General features: G+C 62.7%; 17 protein-coding genes and 4 pseudogenes. 12 read left to right on the forward strand and 9 right to left on the reverse strand.

Annotated elements, in window-relative coordinates; genetic code table 11:
* From CXY81_RS06725 to CXY81_RS06740, 4 genes are all read left to right on the forward strand, one after another.
* Positions 1-570, forward strand: a 570-nt coding sequence (locus tag CXY81_RS06725) for an IS4 family transposase (protein ID WP_146067637.1), incomplete at its 5' end; no start/stop codon positions are given.
* Between the two features lie 1,021 nt (positions 571-1,591).
* Positions 1,592-2,110 carry a multicopper oxidase family protein gene (locus CXY81_RS17445; protein ID WP_369828349.1) on the forward strand — a complete coding sequence of 173 codons (519 nt, stop codon included), beginning with the start codon at positions 1,592-1,594 and terminating at the stop codon, positions 2,108-2,110.
* 18 nt (positions 2,111-2,128) lie between these two features.
* Positions 2,129-2,869: a multicopper oxidase family protein gene (locus CXY81_RS17450; RefSeq protein WP_369828347.1), complete on the forward strand. Its 741-nt coding sequence runs from the start codon at positions 2,129-2,131 to the stop codon at positions 2,867-2,869.
* A 73-nt stretch (positions 2,870-2,942) separates the two neighbouring features.
* Positions 2,943-3,365 carry a DUF302 domain-containing protein gene (locus tag CXY81_RS06740; protein WP_104171056.1) on the forward strand — a complete coding sequence of 141 codons (423 nt, stop codon included), beginning with the start codon at positions 2,943-2,945 and terminating at the stop codon, positions 3,363-3,365.
* Between the two features lie 198 nt (positions 3,366-3,563).
* On the opposite strand, the pseudogene CXY81_RS16920 reads toward CXY81_RS06740, so the two are convergent.
* Positions 3,564-3,695: pseudogene (locus tag CXY81_RS16920) on the reverse strand (IS256 family transposase); the annotation flags it as partial.
* Positions 3,696-4,040: 345 nt separating this feature from the next.
* Here CXY81_RS16920 and CXY81_RS06750 point away from each other — a divergent pair.
* Positions 4,041-5,054: a hypothetical protein gene (locus tag CXY81_RS06750; RefSeq protein ID WP_369828350.1), complete on the forward strand. Its 1,014-nt coding sequence runs from the start codon at positions 4,041-4,043 to the stop codon at positions 5,052-5,054.
* Positions 5,055-5,155: 101 nt separating this feature from the next.
* On the opposite strand, the gene CXY81_RS06755 is transcribed toward CXY81_RS06750, so the two are convergent.
* Both CXY81_RS06755 and CXY81_RS06760 read right to left on the reverse strand, forming a co-directional pair.
* Entirely contained in the window at positions 5,156-5,560 is a 405-nt protein-coding gene (locus CXY81_RS06755) for a GNAT family N-acetyltransferase (protein WP_255408684.1), read from the reverse strand.
* 266 nt (positions 5,561-5,826) lie between these two features.
* Complete coding sequence (locus CXY81_RS06760; protein ID WP_104194385.1) at positions 5,827-6,057, reverse strand: PLD nuclease N-terminal domain-containing protein; 231 nt, start codon at positions 6,055-6,057, stop codon at positions 5,827-5,829.
* 560 nt (positions 6,058-6,617) lie between these two features.
* On the opposite strand from CXY81_RS06760, the pseudogene CXY81_RS06765 reads away from it, so the two are divergent.
* From CXY81_RS06765 to CXY81_RS06790, 5 genes and pseudogenes are all read left to right on the forward strand, one after another.
* A pseudogene (locus CXY81_RS06765) lies at positions 6,618-7,013 on the forward strand (recombinase family protein); the annotation flags it as partial.
* A gap of 470 nt (positions 7,014-7,483) precedes the next feature.
* Complete coding sequence (locus CXY81_RS06775; protein ID WP_104194386.1) at positions 7,484-7,699, forward strand: DUF2945 domain-containing protein; 216 nt, start codon at positions 7,484-7,486, stop codon at positions 7,697-7,699.
* A 20-nt stretch (positions 7,700-7,719) separates the two neighbouring features.
* Positions 7,720-8,352 carry an IS3 family transposase gene (locus tag CXY81_RS06780; protein WP_104194387.1) on the forward strand — a complete coding sequence of 211 codons (633 nt, stop codon included), beginning with the start codon at positions 7,720-7,722 and terminating at the stop codon, positions 8,350-8,352.
* Positions 8,353-8,801: 449 nt separating this feature from the next.
* Positions 8,802-9,437: a GPP34 family phosphoprotein gene (locus CXY81_RS06785; protein WP_104194388.1), complete on the forward strand. Its 636-nt coding sequence runs from the start codon at positions 8,802-8,804 to the stop codon at positions 9,435-9,437.
* A gap of 38 nt (positions 9,438-9,475) precedes the next feature.
* Positions 9,476-10,129: a hypothetical protein gene (locus tag CXY81_RS06790; protein WP_146067639.1), complete on the forward strand. Its 654-nt coding sequence runs from the start codon at positions 9,476-9,478 to the stop codon at positions 10,127-10,129.
* Between the two features lie 63 nt (positions 10,130-10,192).
* On the opposite strand, the gene CXY81_RS06795 is transcribed toward CXY81_RS06790, so the two are convergent.
* Positions 10,193-10,621, reverse strand: coding sequence for a TetR/AcrR family transcriptional regulator C-terminal domain-containing protein (locus tag CXY81_RS06795; RefSeq protein WP_104171063.1), 429 nt, complete (start codon positions 10,619-10,621; stop codon positions 10,193-10,195).
* Here CXY81_RS06795 and CXY81_RS06800 point away from each other — a divergent pair.
* Positions 10,605-10,998 (forward strand): annotated as a pseudogene (locus CXY81_RS06800) (transposase); the annotation flags it as partial. The gene CXY81_RS06795 and the pseudogene CXY81_RS06800 overlap by 17 nt on opposite strands.
* A 57-nt stretch (positions 10,999-11,055) precedes the next feature.
* Here the strand turns inward: CXY81_RS06800 and CXY81_RS06805 are convergent.
* The 5 genes and pseudogenes from CXY81_RS06805 to CXY81_RS06825 form a co-directional block, all read right to left on the reverse strand.
* Positions 11,056-11,641, reverse strand: a pseudogene (locus CXY81_RS06805) (transposase domain-containing protein); the annotation flags it as partial.
* Positions 11,642-11,652: 11 nt separating this feature from the next.
* A complete protein-coding gene (locus CXY81_RS06810) occupies positions 11,653-12,831 on the reverse strand; it encodes a glycoside hydrolase family 1 protein (RefSeq protein WP_104171064.1) in 1,179 nt (392 codons plus the stop codon).
* A gap of 11 nt (positions 12,832-12,842) precedes the next feature.
* Entirely contained in the window at positions 12,843-13,664 is an 822-nt protein-coding gene (locus tag CXY81_RS06815) for a carbohydrate ABC transporter permease (protein WP_198411515.1), read from the reverse strand.
* Positions 13,665-13,666: 2 nt separating this feature from the next.
* Positions 13,667-14,527, reverse strand: a complete 861-nt coding sequence (locus CXY81_RS06820; RefSeq protein ID WP_233194030.1) for a carbohydrate ABC transporter permease — start codon at positions 14,525-14,527, stop codon at positions 13,667-13,669.
* A gap of 101 nt (positions 14,528-14,628) precedes the next feature.
* A complete protein-coding gene (locus tag CXY81_RS06825; protein WP_233194031.1) occupies positions 14,629-15,897 on the reverse strand; it encodes a sugar ABC transporter substrate-binding protein in 1,269 nt (422 codons plus the stop codon).
* Positions 15,898-16,028: 131 nt separating this feature from the next.
* On the opposite strand from CXY81_RS06825, the gene CXY81_RS06830 reads away from it, so the two are divergent.
* Positions 16,029-16,628, forward strand: coding sequence for a TetR/AcrR family transcriptional regulator (locus CXY81_RS06830; protein WP_104194392.1), 600 nt, complete (start codon positions 16,029-16,031; stop codon positions 16,626-16,628).
* The last annotated feature ends 36 nt before the right edge of the window (positions 16,629-16,664 follow it).

Consider the following 16,664-nt stretch of genomic DNA (forward strand, 5'->3'; position numbering starts at 1 on the left):
GTCCTGGCCGACCGGGGCTTCTACGGCTTCCGGTTGTGGGCTCAGGCGGCAGCGACGGGCGCTGACCTGCTTTGGCGGGTCAAGACGAACCTTCGTCCGAGGCATCTGGAGACCCTCGCTGACGGGTCCTGGCTGGCGACGATCATCCCGACCTCTGGCCCTGGGCGGCAATCGACACCACCGTTGACCGTGCGGGTCGTGGACTACACGATCGACGATGGACGCGACAACCCTGGCGCCTACCGGCTGCTGACCACGATCCTTGATCCGGGCGAAGCCTCAGCGGAAGAACTCGCGATCGTGTATTCCGAACGGTGGGAGATTGAGTCCGTGTTTGACGAGTTGAAAACTCACCAACGCGGGCCGCGCATGGTGATGCGGTCCAAATCCCCCGACCTGGTCAAGCAGGAAATCTGGGGGCACCTCTGTTGCCACTACGCGATCCGCACGCTCATGGTTGAGGCCGCCCAACACGCTCGCCGTGACCCCGACCGGGTCTCTTTCGTTGCCGCACTCCGCATCGCCCGCCGCTCTGTCGCTCAGGGCGCTTTTTCCCCCTCCGCAGCCTGACCACGCCAAAGCGGTCTGGCGCCACGCCATCCTCGCCCTCGTCCGGCGCCTGAACCCCGCGCGACGACGGCGATCACACCCTCGCGTCATCAAACGCAAGTCTCGAAGTGGCCCGCCAAACGCTTCCACCACACGCACTGGCCACAACCCCTCCACGAGCCAGAAATCACCACTCAAACACTTAACTGAACGGTATTGAGGCTTAGCGCGTCCCCAAGTGGATCCTGGAAAGCAGCGACCTATCGCCAGAGCGTCATCACTTGGCAGGCGCGCGTCCCCCGATCGAGGTCAAGATAGTGACGAGCATGGCACTAGCAATGGTCTTCCGATTCCACCCGGTCGTCATAGCCTCAAGCTATATCCCGCAACCCCTGGGCCTAGTTCGAAGCCGTCAAAGCCTCGCGTTTGGGCCCTTTTTGTCGCGTGAGTTTCAGCGGGTTGCACCGGTGTGTGAGGTACGTGCCGTTCCACGTGCCAACGCCGTGTACGATCTACCAGTTAAGACTATATACCTCTAGGGGTATAACGGCATTACGGATTAGTAAACGGAAGGAACTCAGATGATGTGGGGTAACGGAAGTATGGGATGGTCCTGGGGATTCGGACTGCTAGCTATTGCAGGCGTCGCCGTGCTCATTTACGTCATTGTTCGTTTACTGTCGAACAAATCCGGAAGCGATGACACACGATCCGCTCCGAGGCAAGCTGATTCGATCAGTGCTAGGCAAATTCTTGAGGAGCGTTTCGCTCGGGGGGAGCTCACTGCGGAGCAGTTGCGTGATCAGCTACGGGTGCTCGAGGAGGACCGGTAGTGCCCGATCTCAGTCGCCGTAGCGCCCTGATCCTCGGCGGGGTGGGGATCGCAGGCACGGCTGTAGGCGGAACGGGTTTCTTCGTCAATCAACGGATCTCATCAACTACGTCACCGGCAACACCGTCCGGGAGCGACCTCGTGGAGCCCCCGGAGCTACGAAGCGTCAATGGCACTCTCACCGTTGACCTCGAGTCTTCACCCCAACAGGTGACCCTCGCTGGCCGTGACGTGCGTGCGCCCAGTTACAACGGTGGCGTGCCCGGCCCCACACTGCGCGTTCGAGCGGGAGATACCCTCAGCGTGAGCCTTCGCAATGGTCTGGCAGACCCAAGCAACCTGCACGTGCACGGCCTCCACGTCTCGTCCGAGAACGACAGCGACAACATGTTCGTCACCGTCGCAGCCGGCGACTCCTTTGATTACCAGTACGACCTGCCCGCCAATCACCCGCCGGGCGTGTACTGGTATCACCCGCACCACCACGGTTTCGTGGCCGATCAGGTATTCGGCGGACTCTACGGCGCCATCATCGTCGAAGACCCCGACCCCATCCCTGCCAGCCGGGAACGCGTCCTCGTCGTCTCCGACATCACCCTCGATTCCACAGGAACAATTCCAGCGGCCACAGCGATGGAGAAAATGGCCGGACGCGAGGGAGACCTCGTCCTGGTCAACGGACAACTCACCCCCAGCATGACTGCCCGCCCTGGCGAACGGGAACGATAGCGCATCATCAATGCCTGTGTGTCCCGCTACCTGCGGCTGCGCCTCGACGGGCAGCAGATGTCCCTTCTCGGAATCGACTCCGGACGTTTCGAAGCCGCGCACGAAGTCAACGAGGTCGTGCTGGCCCCGGGGAACCGGGCCGACCTTCTCGTCACCGGCACAATCGGCACCTCCGTACTGCGTGCCCACACCTACGACCGAGGTAGATCCGGCGGAATAATGATGGGCGGCGTAGGCTCCACTTCCGCCGCCGACATCGCGCTGGCCACATTTATCGTGGCCGGTGACGTTGTCGCCACAGTCGCCGCCATACCCGGTCAGCCCGTTCCGCGTGACCTACGCACAGCTACCGGAACCGCCCGACGCGAGCTAATCTTCGCGATGGGAATGGGCGGAAATATGGGCGGCGGAATGGGCGGGGACACAGGCAGCGGCATGGGCGGAGGAATGGATGGCGGCATGATGTCAGCCACGATCAACGGCCGCGCATTCGATGCCACCCGGGTCGACACGACCGTGCAATTCGACAGCGTGGAGGACTGGTTGCTGACAAATACCAGCCCGCTCGATCACCCCGTGCACCTGCACGTGTGGCCGATGCAGATCATCGAACAGTCAGGCCAGCCCGTCAAAACCATCATGTGGCAGGACGTCGTGAACATCCCGGCACTCAGCACCGTGCGTGTACGCATCGCGTTTGACGACTTCAGCGGACGTACCGTGTACCACTGCCACATCCTCGACCACGAAGACAGTTGAATGATGGGAGTCATCACCGCAAACTGACACCAGCTGCAACCATCAGTTCAAGAAAATGGATCAGGAGAAACCAATGAACTACGCACACACCATCACCGTCTCGCTGCCCTACGAGGAATCCGTCTCCAGAGTGCGGGAAGAACTCGCCAACCAGGGATTCGGCGTTCTTACCGAAATCGACGTCCATGCGACCTTCGAAACGAAACTCGGCGCGGAAAGCGCACAGTCACTCGGCGACTACCTGATCCTGGGCGCCTGCAACCCGGCCCTCGCCGAACAAGCACTCAACGCAGAGCCCGACATGGGATTGCTGCTTCCGTGCAACGTCGTCATCCGACGCAGCCCATCAGCGAATACCACCACGGTGCAAGCCATCAACGCACAAACCATGGTCCAGTTGAGCAATTCCCCAGGGATACAGAACGTTGCTGATCAAGCCGATGAACGTCTTCTCGCCGCGCTAGCAGCTCTCCAAGAAGAAAACAGCAGCAAGTAACATGCGATCCGCTCCGCTGAAGCACGGTCAGGACTTTGTCGCTGAATCTGTGAACAGCAACGCTCAGCGGCGCTATTTTCCTGGGTTTATCTGGGAAGAGGGTCATCAAGAACCCAAGCGTGCCCATCACGTTCTTCCTGATCTGTGACAGGCTGAAAAAACTGCCGGGGACCTACTCGTTCATCTCTTGGAGCCCGTGGTCAGGACGGACATCCACAACCTGACGCCCTCACCGCTCGTGCCAGCCCACAGCCCCAGAACGTCTTTCTCCCCGGCCAGCGTCACGCCGTTGGCCGGGGAGAAAGGTCGGGTGGCAATCTGCCCGTCGCGGTCTTCACCACGATGGGCCGGGAAACGTGGCGACGAGCACGCCGATGGCGGGATGGTGTTCACGGTGATGGCGGCATTGGCCGATACGGAACTGGTCATCAAACGTGAACGCATCGTGGAGAGTGTCAGCAAGCGCTGTCCAGCGAGGAAGGATCTCGGCGGGTGCCGACGTCGATTCGCTGAGAGTTAAATACCCGACGCCGGCGAATCTGCCACCCCGGTCGCGAGAGATCTGAGTATGTCCCGCGCCATGCCTTACAGGAGAAATATGAAGATTACCCCGGTTTCCTCGCACCAGCCAGAGCCCGCCTCATCGATCGATTCGGTCGCCGCCTTGTCCTCCTCCTGCTCAGCAGCGTTTTCGGGTTGAGCTTGGTCGCACTCGCACTGCTCACGAGCTCGGGCGCACCAGTCTGGTTATGCGTGACCGTGGCCGGCCTCCTCGGCGCGTTCGCTCCACCGCTGCCGACAATGCGGGTCGCCTGGGCATCGCTGACCCCGACGCCAGGCCACCTGAAAAAGGCTTTGAGTCTGGATGCAGTCCTGGAGGAGTTGCTCTACCTTGTCGGCCCCGCCTTGTCCGGCTTGCTCTTGGTCATCATCCAGCCAAGTACCGCCCTACTCATCCCTGCCGCACTGATTCTGGTCGGGACAGCTCTGATGATGTCTTCTCCCGCGATGGCCGCGACCCCGGTCGACGCGTCAAGCAGGAACGTAGCCAGCGCTGCGCCCCTGCTCACAGAACCTCGATTCATTGCGCTGCTCCTGCCTGTGCTGGCAGTCGGCCTTGTGGTCGGCACCATTTACGTTGCGGTCCCGACCATGATTGCCACCCTCGGTAATGTCGCAGCCGTGGGGGTTGTTCTCGCCCTGTTCGCGGCCGACAGCGCCGTTGGAGGCCTTGCCTATGGCGCTCTTCACATCACGGTGTCCTCGCAGCGCCAACTCGTGATCCTGGCGATATTGTTCATCACGGCCTCAGCCGGTGCTGGCCTCGCGACGTCGACAATCTCCCTGGGACTGGTTATCTCGGCCGCTGGCCTCTTCCTTTCCCCGATCATGATCGTGGCGTATTTTACGGCCAGCGATTTTGGTGGGACGACCCGCCAGACCGAGTCAACAACGTGGGTGAACACCGCTCACAACGTCGGTGCAGCGGCTGGGAGCGCGCTCAGCGGCTTCCTCGTCGAGAGCTGGAAAGTGAGTTCAACCTTCCTCACCACAGCCGGGGCAGCCGCAGTCTTCGTCGCTCTCAGCGCCGGCATCTCCGCGAGACCCTGGCGACGACCCTCCGCCGAATTGACTGATTGCAGGAAGGTCTTTTGGAACGACGGCAGCTCCTCGCCGTCACCGTCGTGACGGATTGTCTAGTTTCGTCGGCCAGGTGTCACACCGAAGAACGGCAGGCAGGGCGAGAGGCCAGCCATCGTCACCTTGAGACGCGGCCTCCCGTCCCACGCCTAACGTGTCAGACGCAGTCGGTCGGAGGTGACTGCTCGGCCATCGAGTACATCTCTGGAGATGCCATCGTGCTTGTAGCCAAGCTTTCGCGAGACACCTTGTGACGCTGGATTGTCTTGGACAACCTCGGACCAGGCAGCGTCGGCTTCGAGGCCGTCGAAGGCGAGGTGCAATAGGGCGGACCGTGCCTCGGTCCCCAGGCCTTTCCCGTGATGTTCGACGCCGAGCCAGGATTCTGTCTTGACTTCGCGAAGGATTGAGAACTCACGCCCTCTGAGAGCAACCATGCCGATGGGTTGCTGCTCGTGGAAAACAGCGAGTTCCAGGGTCCACGCGTCCGTGCTCCAATCGCCTCGGCGGCTCCAATGCTGCTTCATGACGTGCACTGTGCGTTCGGTGGTAATGGTCCGTCCACGGCGTCAGGTAGGGGCGCTCACCGCGCTGATGGACGCCCCCGGCGGCGACCAACGCGACTTCGGTCAACTCCTCATCGGTGGGTAGGTGAAGCTCGAGTCGATCCGTGTTCAGGTGCAAGCCGACGAAGGGCCAGTGATCAATGAGCATGACAACAGTCTGGCTACTTCGCACACCATCGCCAGCGCGGCTCGCTGGGGCTGATGCACTGTGCCACCGGGGAACCCCTTCCGCGAAGGGAAATGAAGGTCGAGGTCTATCGAACCTGGCGTGTGAGTCGAAGGCCGAATGGGTGTGGCCCGGCGAAATACCAAACGAGCGCGCCGAGTAGAGGCGCGAATACGACGGCGATCATCCAGAGGACTTTCTCCACCTCGGACAGGTCGCGGGTTCGCGCGATCTGGACGATGGCGTACGCGATCGCAGCGCTGTAGAGGACTGCGACGACGGATGCGAGAGCGATTGCAAGTGCGGCTGGATTGTCCATGACGGTTCCGTTCGTTTGGCTACTTCAAGATAGGGCCCCAGTGAAGATGCGTCTACGGAACCCTTCGCGCGGTGCTTCCCTCCCACTACCTTCCGTGGCCAGCGCCTCCCCGATTTTTTGTGGATTCGTTTGCTTCAAGAATCGCGCTCTTGCGCCGTCCCCAGCGGATGAAGAGCGCCAGAGCCACGATGATCCCAACCAAAAGGAAAACCTGAACGACCACCCAAAAGTTCCACCAAGACAAAGAACCGAATTCCATTTCGACCGCCCCTCGACTCGCGGGCATCCGATTGCGCTATCTAGCGCGAGCTTACGACTCGGTGGCTGTCCAGGGCAACGCGCTGCCGATTGCAAGCCAGGGGAAGCGTCTCGAGCAAAAGGCCAGGGTGCTACCCGCGCAAGGACCCCTTGTGGCTTGATTTCGTAAACCGATAGGTTTGCCTCAATCAGGGGAGAAAAGTGGCCGACAAGTGGGCGTTTGTGTGGTTAATCGCAGTGTCGGCCACGGTATTCACCCTGATGGGCTGTTCACCTGCCGAGGGCTTCTCCGACCTGCGTAGAACGCTGTGCTCGTGCACTCCATGGATCGCCTTGCCCGTAACCTCGACGACCTCCGCTCGATCGTGCGCCGGCTCACCGTGAAGAAGGTCCGAGTCGAGTTCGTGAAAGAGCAAGTCTCCTTCACCGGTGACGACAACGCGATGGCGAACCTGCTCCATAACGTCATGGGAGCCTTTGCTGAGTTCGAGCGGTCCCTGATCCGTGAACGTCAGCGCGAGGGTATTGCCCTGGCTAAGAAGCGTGGCGTGTACCGCGGCCGCACCCCCTCATTGGACGCGGCCCGCGCCGCGGAGCTGCGTGAGAAGGCCGCCGCCGGCGTGCCGAAAGCTGCTCTCGCTCGACACTTTGGGATCAGCCGCGAAACCGTCTACGCCTATCTCCGCGCCGAGGTCTGAAAGATTCTCCGCTGAGGCAGGCGCCATGCCTGCAACTGGGGGAGTGGGACGAGTTCGCGGCACCTCGTTTCCTGGCGCGGAACAGGCGCCAGGGCCAAACGCTGCGCAGGGCGCGCTGTGGCAACGACATCGAGCGAGGGCCCTGGATAGAGGAATGGCTCAGCACTGGCCGGTTCTCCACCTACGTCGTCCTCCTCTGAAAGCATAGGAGTAGGGCCTTTCTTGAAGCTGGTGTGTGGTCGAAGACCATCAGTTTCGAGAAAGGCCCGCTTCTATGTGCGGAAGCGACCCGGAGTGGGGAATTTCAGTGAGCAGGACTGGAGAATTTTAGCGAGCGCCGTCACGAGCGCGTGGCAAATCAAGCGTGGAAAACGAATTGCGCGGGCACGATCATTCCTTAGAACAGACAGGAACATGACACTCAGCCCACCCCTCTAGCCCAGGTCCGTCTCCGTCCGTATGCTTCAAGGATGACAGACTTCAGCACAGGCGACCGGGTGAGTTGGGCGACGTCTCAGGGGCGAACTCAGGGGGAGGTAATCGAGAAGAAGACGAGCGATTTTGACTTCGCGGGCAAAACGTTCCACGCCTCGAAAGATGACCCTGCGTTTATCGTGAAATCTGAGAAAACGGATGCCGAAGCCGCGCATAAGGCCAGTGCCCTTCGCAAGCTGTCGCCACGTTAGGGGCAACTGAGCGCGCGACCGTGGCCAGCACCATGCGCCGCCTCGGGTTGGTGGGCATCAGCCCCAAACGCTGGCGCACCACCACGGTCAGCCAAACCGAGGACGCCCACCCGGTCGACATCATCAAACGGCAGTGGGACACCGGGGCCCTGAACCAGGTCTTGCTGGGCGACATCACTTACCTGAGGACCTGGGAAGGGTGGCTCTATTTGGCCACCGTGATCGACGCGCACTCGCGCCGCGCGATCGGCTGGGCCATCGCCGACTGCACCGACCTCATCAAGACCGCCCTGGTCATGGCCATGGCGCTCCGCGGTGAGCGGCCCGAGCAGGTAATCTTCCACTCCGATCGTGTCACCCCGTCAGCGCAGATGACCGCGTTCGCGAAACAGCACCGCATCACCCGGTTGATGGGCTACACCGGGGTCTGCTGGGATAACGCGATGGCGGAAAGTTTCTTCGCCACGCTCAAGACCGAGTTTTACCATCGACGCGTCTGGCCCAGCAAAAACAAAGCATCCAAAGAGGTCGGCGCCTGGATCGAAGACCGCTACAACCGGCGCCGCCGGCACACATCCCTCGGCCAGGTCAGCCCCGTCGACTTCGAACTGCAATACTCAAACCAAAACGCGGTCTTCGCTAAAGCCGCATAACCCCGTGTCCACTAACCGGGGGCAAGGCCACAAGGCGCTCGCTCAGCGAACCGGACCGGCGATCCGCTCGTCGTGACAAAAACTCCACCGGCTCAGCCGGTCGCTGGAGAACCTCATCGTTCTATCGAACTCCCTCCAGGAGTTCGGAGACACGTGCCCCACGATCCACCGGCGCCGGGCCAAACCATGAGCCTCGGCCGTCCGCTGGAGAAAGAGTCAGCAGCTCATCGACCTTGAGCAGCGACATTCCCGCTGGGGACTATTCACCGATTCGGCAAATCGGGAGATCGACAAGATCGGCGACTTCGGACAGGCGACGGCGAGGGTCGTATCCGATGTCGCATCGGACGTCGGAAATGCCGTCTCTGATGGCGCCGAAGCAGTAGGCGACTTCGTCGAGGATGCGTGGCCATGGTGACCTTGCCCCGTCGGCCTGAAAGAATAGGACCATGACAGACGCCACCACGTCGGTGCCGAGCATCGCCGAAGACATCCAGCTGATGCTCCAGCAGAGGCCGGGACAGCTCGAACCCGACCAGATCGTGCCGGGCGCCGGCGGTTTGATCGAACTCGCGCTCGAAGGACGTATCCTGACAGACCCGAAGGACGGATTTCTAACCGAGCCCGCTGACAACGCCCGCCTCGTGGTCGTCGACGACTCGCCGACCGGGTCCGCCATGTTGGATGCCCTTGCAGTGGTATCTGCTCGGCGACGACCCCCGTTCACCTACAAGGTGCTTCAGCCGGTGACTGTCGCCGTGTTGCCCCACCTCTATGTGGCACTCGTCGAGCGCGGGGTCGTACGCGAAACCGGCGGCTATCCGACCGGACGTGATCGACTCGAGATCGCCGACGAGTCTGTGTTCCTCGAGCGCAAGTCCGTTCTGGCGCGGGCGCGGACCCTGCCAGCAACGGTGTCGGATCCCCGAATCGCGGCGGTCATCGACCTGCTGCGTAACAACGGCACGTACCGTGGAGAGACGGGTCTGCTGTCGATCATCGCCGGGGACTGGTACCCGCCAGCGACGAGGGACGTCATCTCGTCGATACTTCGCGGCGTCCGCCATATGTCCACATCGCAATGAGTGCGTGACCGTACGACTTTCCACGGGAGAGGATGAACATGACCGATACCGAAACGATGACCCCCGCGTCTTCGTTACCCGCGACGCCGGCGTCCCCGAATGTGGATGACATCGGTTTCTGGTGCACGAGCTGCAGTATCTGTTCAGCACCTCGCCGGGAGACAGCGCGGATCGGCAAGGGCTTCGGTGTTCTCGGGGTCGGTGTGGGCGTTCTCAACATGGCTACCGGTGTCAACGGGATGTTGGACGCCGACGTCAGCTCAGACGACAGGTGGGCTCTCGCCGATGGTGTCGCGGGAACGATCACGAGCATCGGTTCGTTCGCCCCTCCGCCCGCGGGACAGGTATTTGCAGGTGTCGGCGCGGCCTATACCGCCGGACGCTGGGGTCGGATCGCGAACGTCAATGAAGAGGGCTGCGACGTCATCAAAGCCATGATCGGGAGCATCGGCGCGAACCCACGGAAGGGTGCCACCCACACCCGCGCTGACATCGTCGACGAGCTGCTCATCGACGATGTGGCGGCCCTCGGTGCGTCCCAATATCCCGGCGGGTTCCAGTCTCTAGGACCATGCCCCATGTTGCCCCACGTCAATTCGCCCAAGCGCCCATCCATACGGGCGCACGTCTGTCTAGCAGCCGGGAGACCAGTCCGACAGACCCCCGAACAAGTGTGTGAGTCGCAAAGCTAAGCGGCGGTATCGCGTTGGCGCATTGTGGCCGGTAGTGCGTGTTCCCAGTCTTCCTCGTCAGTCTCAGCGCAGATCGTCGAGACCGGTATCGCTGGCGTAGGCGGTGAGAAATACGCGCGTGGCCTCCGCTGCATGGGCCTTCATGCCGGTGGTAGTCGGGATGGCCTCGTCGCCCAGGAGCGTGGCTTCGTTGACCGGCGCGGCGAGTACCAGCCAATTCAGGGTCGTGGCTGCTACTGCTGGGCTCGGTGCGCTCAGGAGTCCGCGCTGTACGAGCTTGGAGATGACGATGGCCAATGATTGGATCGATCGTTGGGGACCGTTTTCGAATAGGGCTTGGGCCAGTTCGGGGAAGCGGCTGACCTCTCCGATCACTAGGCGTCGTAGGCGGAGCAGCCTCGGTGTCATGACGATTCGCATCTCGTCCATGGCGTATTGCATGAAGTAGGGCGCGAGATCTGCTTCGTCGTCCGCGTCATCACCCCTGGGCATTCGGTACCCGGCAGCGGTGAAAACGTTCGAGGACGCGTGGGAACGCTTCACTCCGTTCCTCGCGTTTCCACCCGATTTGAGACGCGTGATTTACACGACTAACAGCATTGAGTCGTTGAACTACCAGCTGCGGAAGGTGACGAAGAACCGCGGTCACTTCCCCAACGATGAGGCCGCGATCAAGATGCTCTGGCTGGCGATCTGCAACATCGAAGACAAACGCGCCCGCGACCGAGCCAAGGAACGAGGAGGCAACCGCACGACCAAACGCAAGGCCGAAGGCCGCCTCGTCGAAGGCCAAAATCACCACGAATTGGAAGCTCGCCCTCAACCAGCTCGCCTTGGCCTACCCAGACCGAATCAACCCCCACCTCTAACCAATTCCGAAACACTTACACAAACCACTTGGCAAGCTCTTTCGACGTCGTGCACGGGCCCATCACCGCGTCCAGACTGGCATGCGTTCCGCACTCAGCCAACGCCACCAACCGTGCCTGCGGGAAAAGATTGCTCCCCGCGACTGACGGGTGGGCGACCAAAGAACTCAGCATTTACGACGCTGTCGGCCAGATCCAGGATCGTTCCGTCGATGGACATCAAGCGCCATCCAGCCAATCAGGACCCCGGCGTGTCAGGCCCTGCCAGCGGCTGTGCGACACGGGCAAACAGGTCCCGAACCAGTTCAAACCCCAGCCGCCGACGCGCCTGAAAGATGGCGGACTTCGACGGCGGCGCATACGCCTCGGACCAACCAGACGACCACGACAGCCCATCCGTGAGCTGAGCAAACACGTCCTCGTAGGACGCTTCGGCATACAAGCCCATCCCGATTGAAAAATACGTCATCACCCGCGCCGGCGACGCCCGGTTTCGCTGCTCAGTCCGCCCCGCGGCCTGAACCACCTCGTCGATGACATCAGCCGGGAACACCCGGGTCAACAAACTAACCGACAATACATCCGACAACCGACGGTCAGAGACCGGCTTCACCCACCCTGTACGCGCATAACCACAACGCAACACGAGAACGCTTAACTGAACGGTGTTGAGGTTAAGAGCCGCCCGGCCCGGGCGACCTCTCCGAGCCACGCCAGGCTCGGCTTGGGGTGGCGCTCGAACGTCTCGGCGTCCCAGCCGATGAGCCCGAAGGTGGGCGCGTAGCTGCCCCACTCGTAGTTGTCGAGCGCGCTCCAGTGCAGGTAGCCGCGCACGTCGATGCCGTCCGCGATGGCACTCAGAATCCCCTCGAGCGCTCCCGTCGTGTAGTCGATGCGGCGCGCGTCGTCGGCGGTCGCGATGCCGTTCTCCGTCACGTAGATCGGTACGCCACCGTTGCGCTGCCAGGAGCGGCGGATGCCGAATTCGATCGCTCCGGGGTAGTACTCCCAGCCGGTGAGGGTGCGCTCCGCAGCAGCCGGAATCGCGATCGGCCCGTTCGCGCCGATTTTCGTGCGCGTATAGGCCTGGATGCCGATCCAGTCGTCACCGCGCGCTGCGTCCATGAAGACGTCTTCGCGCGAGTATCCGTAGTCGTCGGCCGCCTGCTCGGCGCCCGGCTCTGGCTGGTAGGCCTGCGTCGCGACCGACCACCCGGCGCGCTTGCCGGCGCCGCGCAGGATGTCGACCGCGCGCGTGTGTCCGGCGATGAGGTTCTCGGTGACGACGGGGTCGCCGGCCCGGAGGCCGACGTGCGGGAACGCCTCGCGCGAGTTCGCCATGATGGCGACCATGTTCGGCTCGTTGATCGTGCAGACGAGGTCGACGTCGGAGAGGATCGGCAGAGCCGACTCGACGAAACGCGCGAACCGGTCGACGACCGCGGGGTTGCGCCAGTCGCCGTCCCGCGCGAGCCACGCGGGGTTGGTGAAGTGGTGCAGTGTGACCATGGGCGTGAGTCCGAGGCCGAGCGCCGTGTCGATCATCCGGCGGTAGTGGTCGAGCTGCGCCCGGGAGACGAAGCCTTCCTCTGGCTCGATCCTGGCCCACTCGATGCCGAACCGGTAGCTCGTGAGCCCGGCGTCGGCGAGCAGGCGCATGTCCTCCGGGTAGCGGTGGTAGCTGTCCGCGGCATCGCCACTCGGCGACTCGACTGGATGCGGGCTCGGCAGCCGCCCGTGCTCGCGCAGCCACCAGTCGCTGGAAGTGTTGTTGCCCTCGACCTGGTGCGGCGCAGTGGCGGCACCCCACAGGAATCCGTTGGGAAAAGTCATTGTGTTCCTTACTATTTGATTCCGGTCAGGGCGATGCCCTGAACGAAGTAGCGCTGCAGGGCGATGAAGATCGCGAGCACGGGCACTACGACCACGACGGCGCCCGCCATCATCAGGCCGTACTGCGAGGCGTTCTGGCCGACCGAATAGAGCGCGAGGGCGACCGGAAGCGTGTACTTGTCCTCGCTCGTCGCGACGACGAGCGGCCAGAGGAAGTTGTTCCAGCTGCCTAGGAAGGTCAGGATCGCAAGGGTTGCGACGGCCGGTCCGCACAGCGGCATGATCACCCGGAGGAAGATCCGCCACTCACTGGCGCCGTCGATCCTGGCGGCCTCGATAATGTCGTCGGGAAGGCTCAGGATGAACTGCCGCATCAGGAACACGCCGAGCGGCGTGATCAGGAACGGCAGGATGAGGCCGGGGTACGAGTTCACGAGGCCGAGGTTCGAGGTGAGCACGAATAGCGGCACGAAGGTCACGACGCCCGGCACCATGAGCGTGCCGAGCACAAGACCGAACAGCACCTTCTTGCCGGCGAACTCAAGCTTCGCGAGCGCGTAGCCCAGCATTGACGAGAACACGATGTTGCCGAGCGTCACGAAAACCGCGACGACAACGCTGTTGGTGAAGTAGGTCGTGAAGTCGAGCCGCCCGAAGAGCTGCACGTAGTTCTCGAGCGTCGGGTTCTCCGGGAAGAAGTTCAGTGGGGCGCTGCGGATCTCGGCGTTTGTCTTGAACGAGCCGAGTAGCATCCAGATGAACGGGAAAATCATCGCGACGAACCCCGTGACGAGCACGATGTAGAGCCACCATCTCGGTTTGCGTCTCATCATGGTCAGTCCTTCTGTCGGAGGAATCGGAACTGCACGAGCGACAGGACAACGATGCCGAGGAACAGCACGTAACTGGCTGCGGAGGCATAGGAGTAGTTGCCGAATCCGAACTGGTTGAACGTGTACATCGCGGTCGAGAGGGTCGCGTCGAGCGGCCCTCCGCGCGTCATCACGAAGGGCTCCTCAAAGAACTGCAGGAACCCGATGCCCGTGATGACCGCCGCGAACAGCAGGGTCGGTCGCAGGGCAGGCACGACGACGTTGAAGAATCGCTGAACCGGACCGGCGCCGTCCATCATGGCTGCCTCGAGCTGCTCCTGCCCCACGCCCTGGAGCCCGGCGAGGAAGATCACCATGAGGGTTCCGATGTTGCGCCAGATCGCCATGGCAATGAGCGATGGGAGGGCGAACGCGGTGTCTTCGAGCCAGTTGGGGCCGGAGACTCCGAAGATCGAGAGAAACCCGTTGAGCAACCCATCCGGCTGGAGGATGAACTTCCAGACGATCGCGATCGCCACGATGCTCGTGACGACGGGAGCGTAGTAGCCCACGCGGAACACGGTGCGGAACTTGTTGATGCCGTTGTTCAGGGCGAGGGCCACGAGCAGAGCGAGAACGATCGTGAGCGGGACGCCCACAATCACAAAGACCGCGGTGTTGGAGAGGGCTTTGAGAAACCGGGGGTCCTGAAAGAGGTTTAGGTAGTTCTCGAGGCCGATGAAGTTCACGTTGAACGGCGATCGAAGGTCGCGGGTCGTGAGGTCGGTGAAGCTCATCACGAAGGACGCGAAGATCGGGCCGGCCATGAAGACCACGAACAGGATCATGAACGGGGCGGCAAAGCCCCACGCGATCCAGGTCATCTTGCGCCGACCGGGCAAGCGCCGAAGCGCCGTCGGCGCAGGCGGCGCGGGCGGACGCGGTGAGGGCGCCCGCCCGGTCTCTGGTGCGAAGACGGCCATGGCTAGTTGCCGGTGCCGATCGTGTCCGCCTGCTGCTGGATCGTCTTGAGTGCGGCGTCGACGGTCTGGTCACCGCGCGTGACCTTCTCGAGCTCCTGGTCAATGACGGCAGACACCTGGGCCCAGGTTGGGATCGCGGGCGGCGCCTTCGAGTCGGCGAGCTGCGCGGCGAACACGCTCAGGTAGGGGTCGTCGGCGAAGATCGGATCCTCGAACGCGGACTGCACCGAGGGGAGGTCGGTGGAGATGTCATACCACTCGAGCTGCGTCTCGGGCTGGCTGAGCCAGCGCACGAACTTCCACGACGCGTCACGGTTCTCGCTGTCGCCGAAGACGGCGAGGTTGCCGCCTCCCGTGAAGCTCGTGCGGGTGTCGGCTCCGGGAACCTGGGCGACGGCGAACTTGTCGGCGAAGTCCGGGCCGCCCTGCTCACGGAGCAGTCCGACGTGGAACGGGCCGCTGAAGAACGAGCCGACCGATCCGTCGATGAACTTCTGTTCGATCTCGCCGCCCTCGAGGCGAACCGCCTCGGAGGCGCCCTCGTCGAAGAAGCTCTTGTAGAACTCGAACGCCTCGGCCCACTCTGGGGTGTCGAACGTGAACTCGGTGCCATCCTCGTTCAGGATATCGCCGCCGGCCTGCCAGGCGAGAGGGGCAACGTACTGCCAGGAGTCGAATCCGCCCGGCGGAAGGGAGACGCCTGACGTGGCGCCGCCGCCCTTGAGCGCCAGGGCAAAGGCCTTGTACTCGCTCCACGTGGTAGGCGCCTCGACGCCGGCGGCCTCGGCGAGGTCGGTGCGGTAGTAGAGAACACGCGAGTCGACATACCACGGCACACCGTAGGCGACGTCGTCGACGACCGCCGTGCTCCAAGAGCCCTCGAAGAAGGATGCCTCGTCGACGAGGCCTTCCGGGGTGGGCTCGAGAGCGCCGGTTGCAGCGAACTCGCCGACCCAGGTCGTGCCGAGCATCGAGATGTCCGGGGTCTCGCCGCCGGCGATCGACGTGGCGATGCGGTCATGCGCGGAATCCCACGGCACCGCAGTGACGTTGATCGTGACATCCGGATTCTCGTCCTCGAACTTGGTCGCGAGCTGGTCGAGCACTTCGCCCTCGTTGCCCATCGCCCAGACCGTGACTTCGCCCGTTGCCGGCCTGTCGTCGATTGCGGCGCCGCTCGTGGCGGTACTCCCGCCCTCGGCACGGCCACAGCCGGTCAGGGCGATAACCCCCACCAGGCCCATTGCCGCGATTGATCCCCATCGATTCATGTCGTGCCTCCATTGGTTCGACTCCTGCCGTATGGCAGAGTTGCGACTGCTCGTAACGGCCGCAGAGGGGTGAAGCCCCTCGTTGGATTTCGACCCTAGCCCAAAAACCTTACATACGATAGGTTTCTTCTATGACGGACACTCAGGACCGCAAGCGCGGCAGCTACCCCAAGGGCCAAGCCCGACGCCAGGAAATCTTGGATGCCGCGCTTCTCGTGTTCGGTAAGAGCGGCTTCCACAGCGGCTCCCTGCGCGAGATCGCCAAGCGCGTCCAGCTGACCCCCGCAGGGGTGCTGCACCACTTCGCCTCGAAGGAAGACCTGTTCACGGAGGTGTTGAGACAGCGCGACGAGCGCGTGCGCGCTGCCGTCGGCGACGTTAGCGAGATCACGCTTCTCGAGCAAATGCGCAAGGTCGTCGCCTACAACCAGACCACGCGCGGACTGACATCGCTATACACGGTCATCTCCGCCGAGGCCACAGACTATGAGTATCCGGTGCACGAGTACTTCGTCGAACGGTACGCGGCGACGGCCGCTGACACCGAGCGCGTGCTCTCCGAGGCCCAGCGCGACGGCCTCGTGCGCACCGACCTCGACGTGCGGCATGCCTCGCGTCTCATCACTGCCGTGATGGACGGGCTCCAGCAGCAGTGGCTGCTCGACGAGAGCGTCGACATGCCCGCCGCATTCGATGAGTTCCTGCGCGGCTACCTGTTGCCGCCGTCCTGACCGCCTTTGACCCCGGCGAACGATGTTGATTGCACG

Origin of the sequence: Cryobacterium sp. M25 (assembly GCF_002929635.1) — a bacterium.
Classification (GTDB): domain Bacteria; phylum Actinomycetota; class Actinomycetes; order Actinomycetales; family Microbacteriaceae; genus Cryobacterium; species Cryobacterium sandaracinum.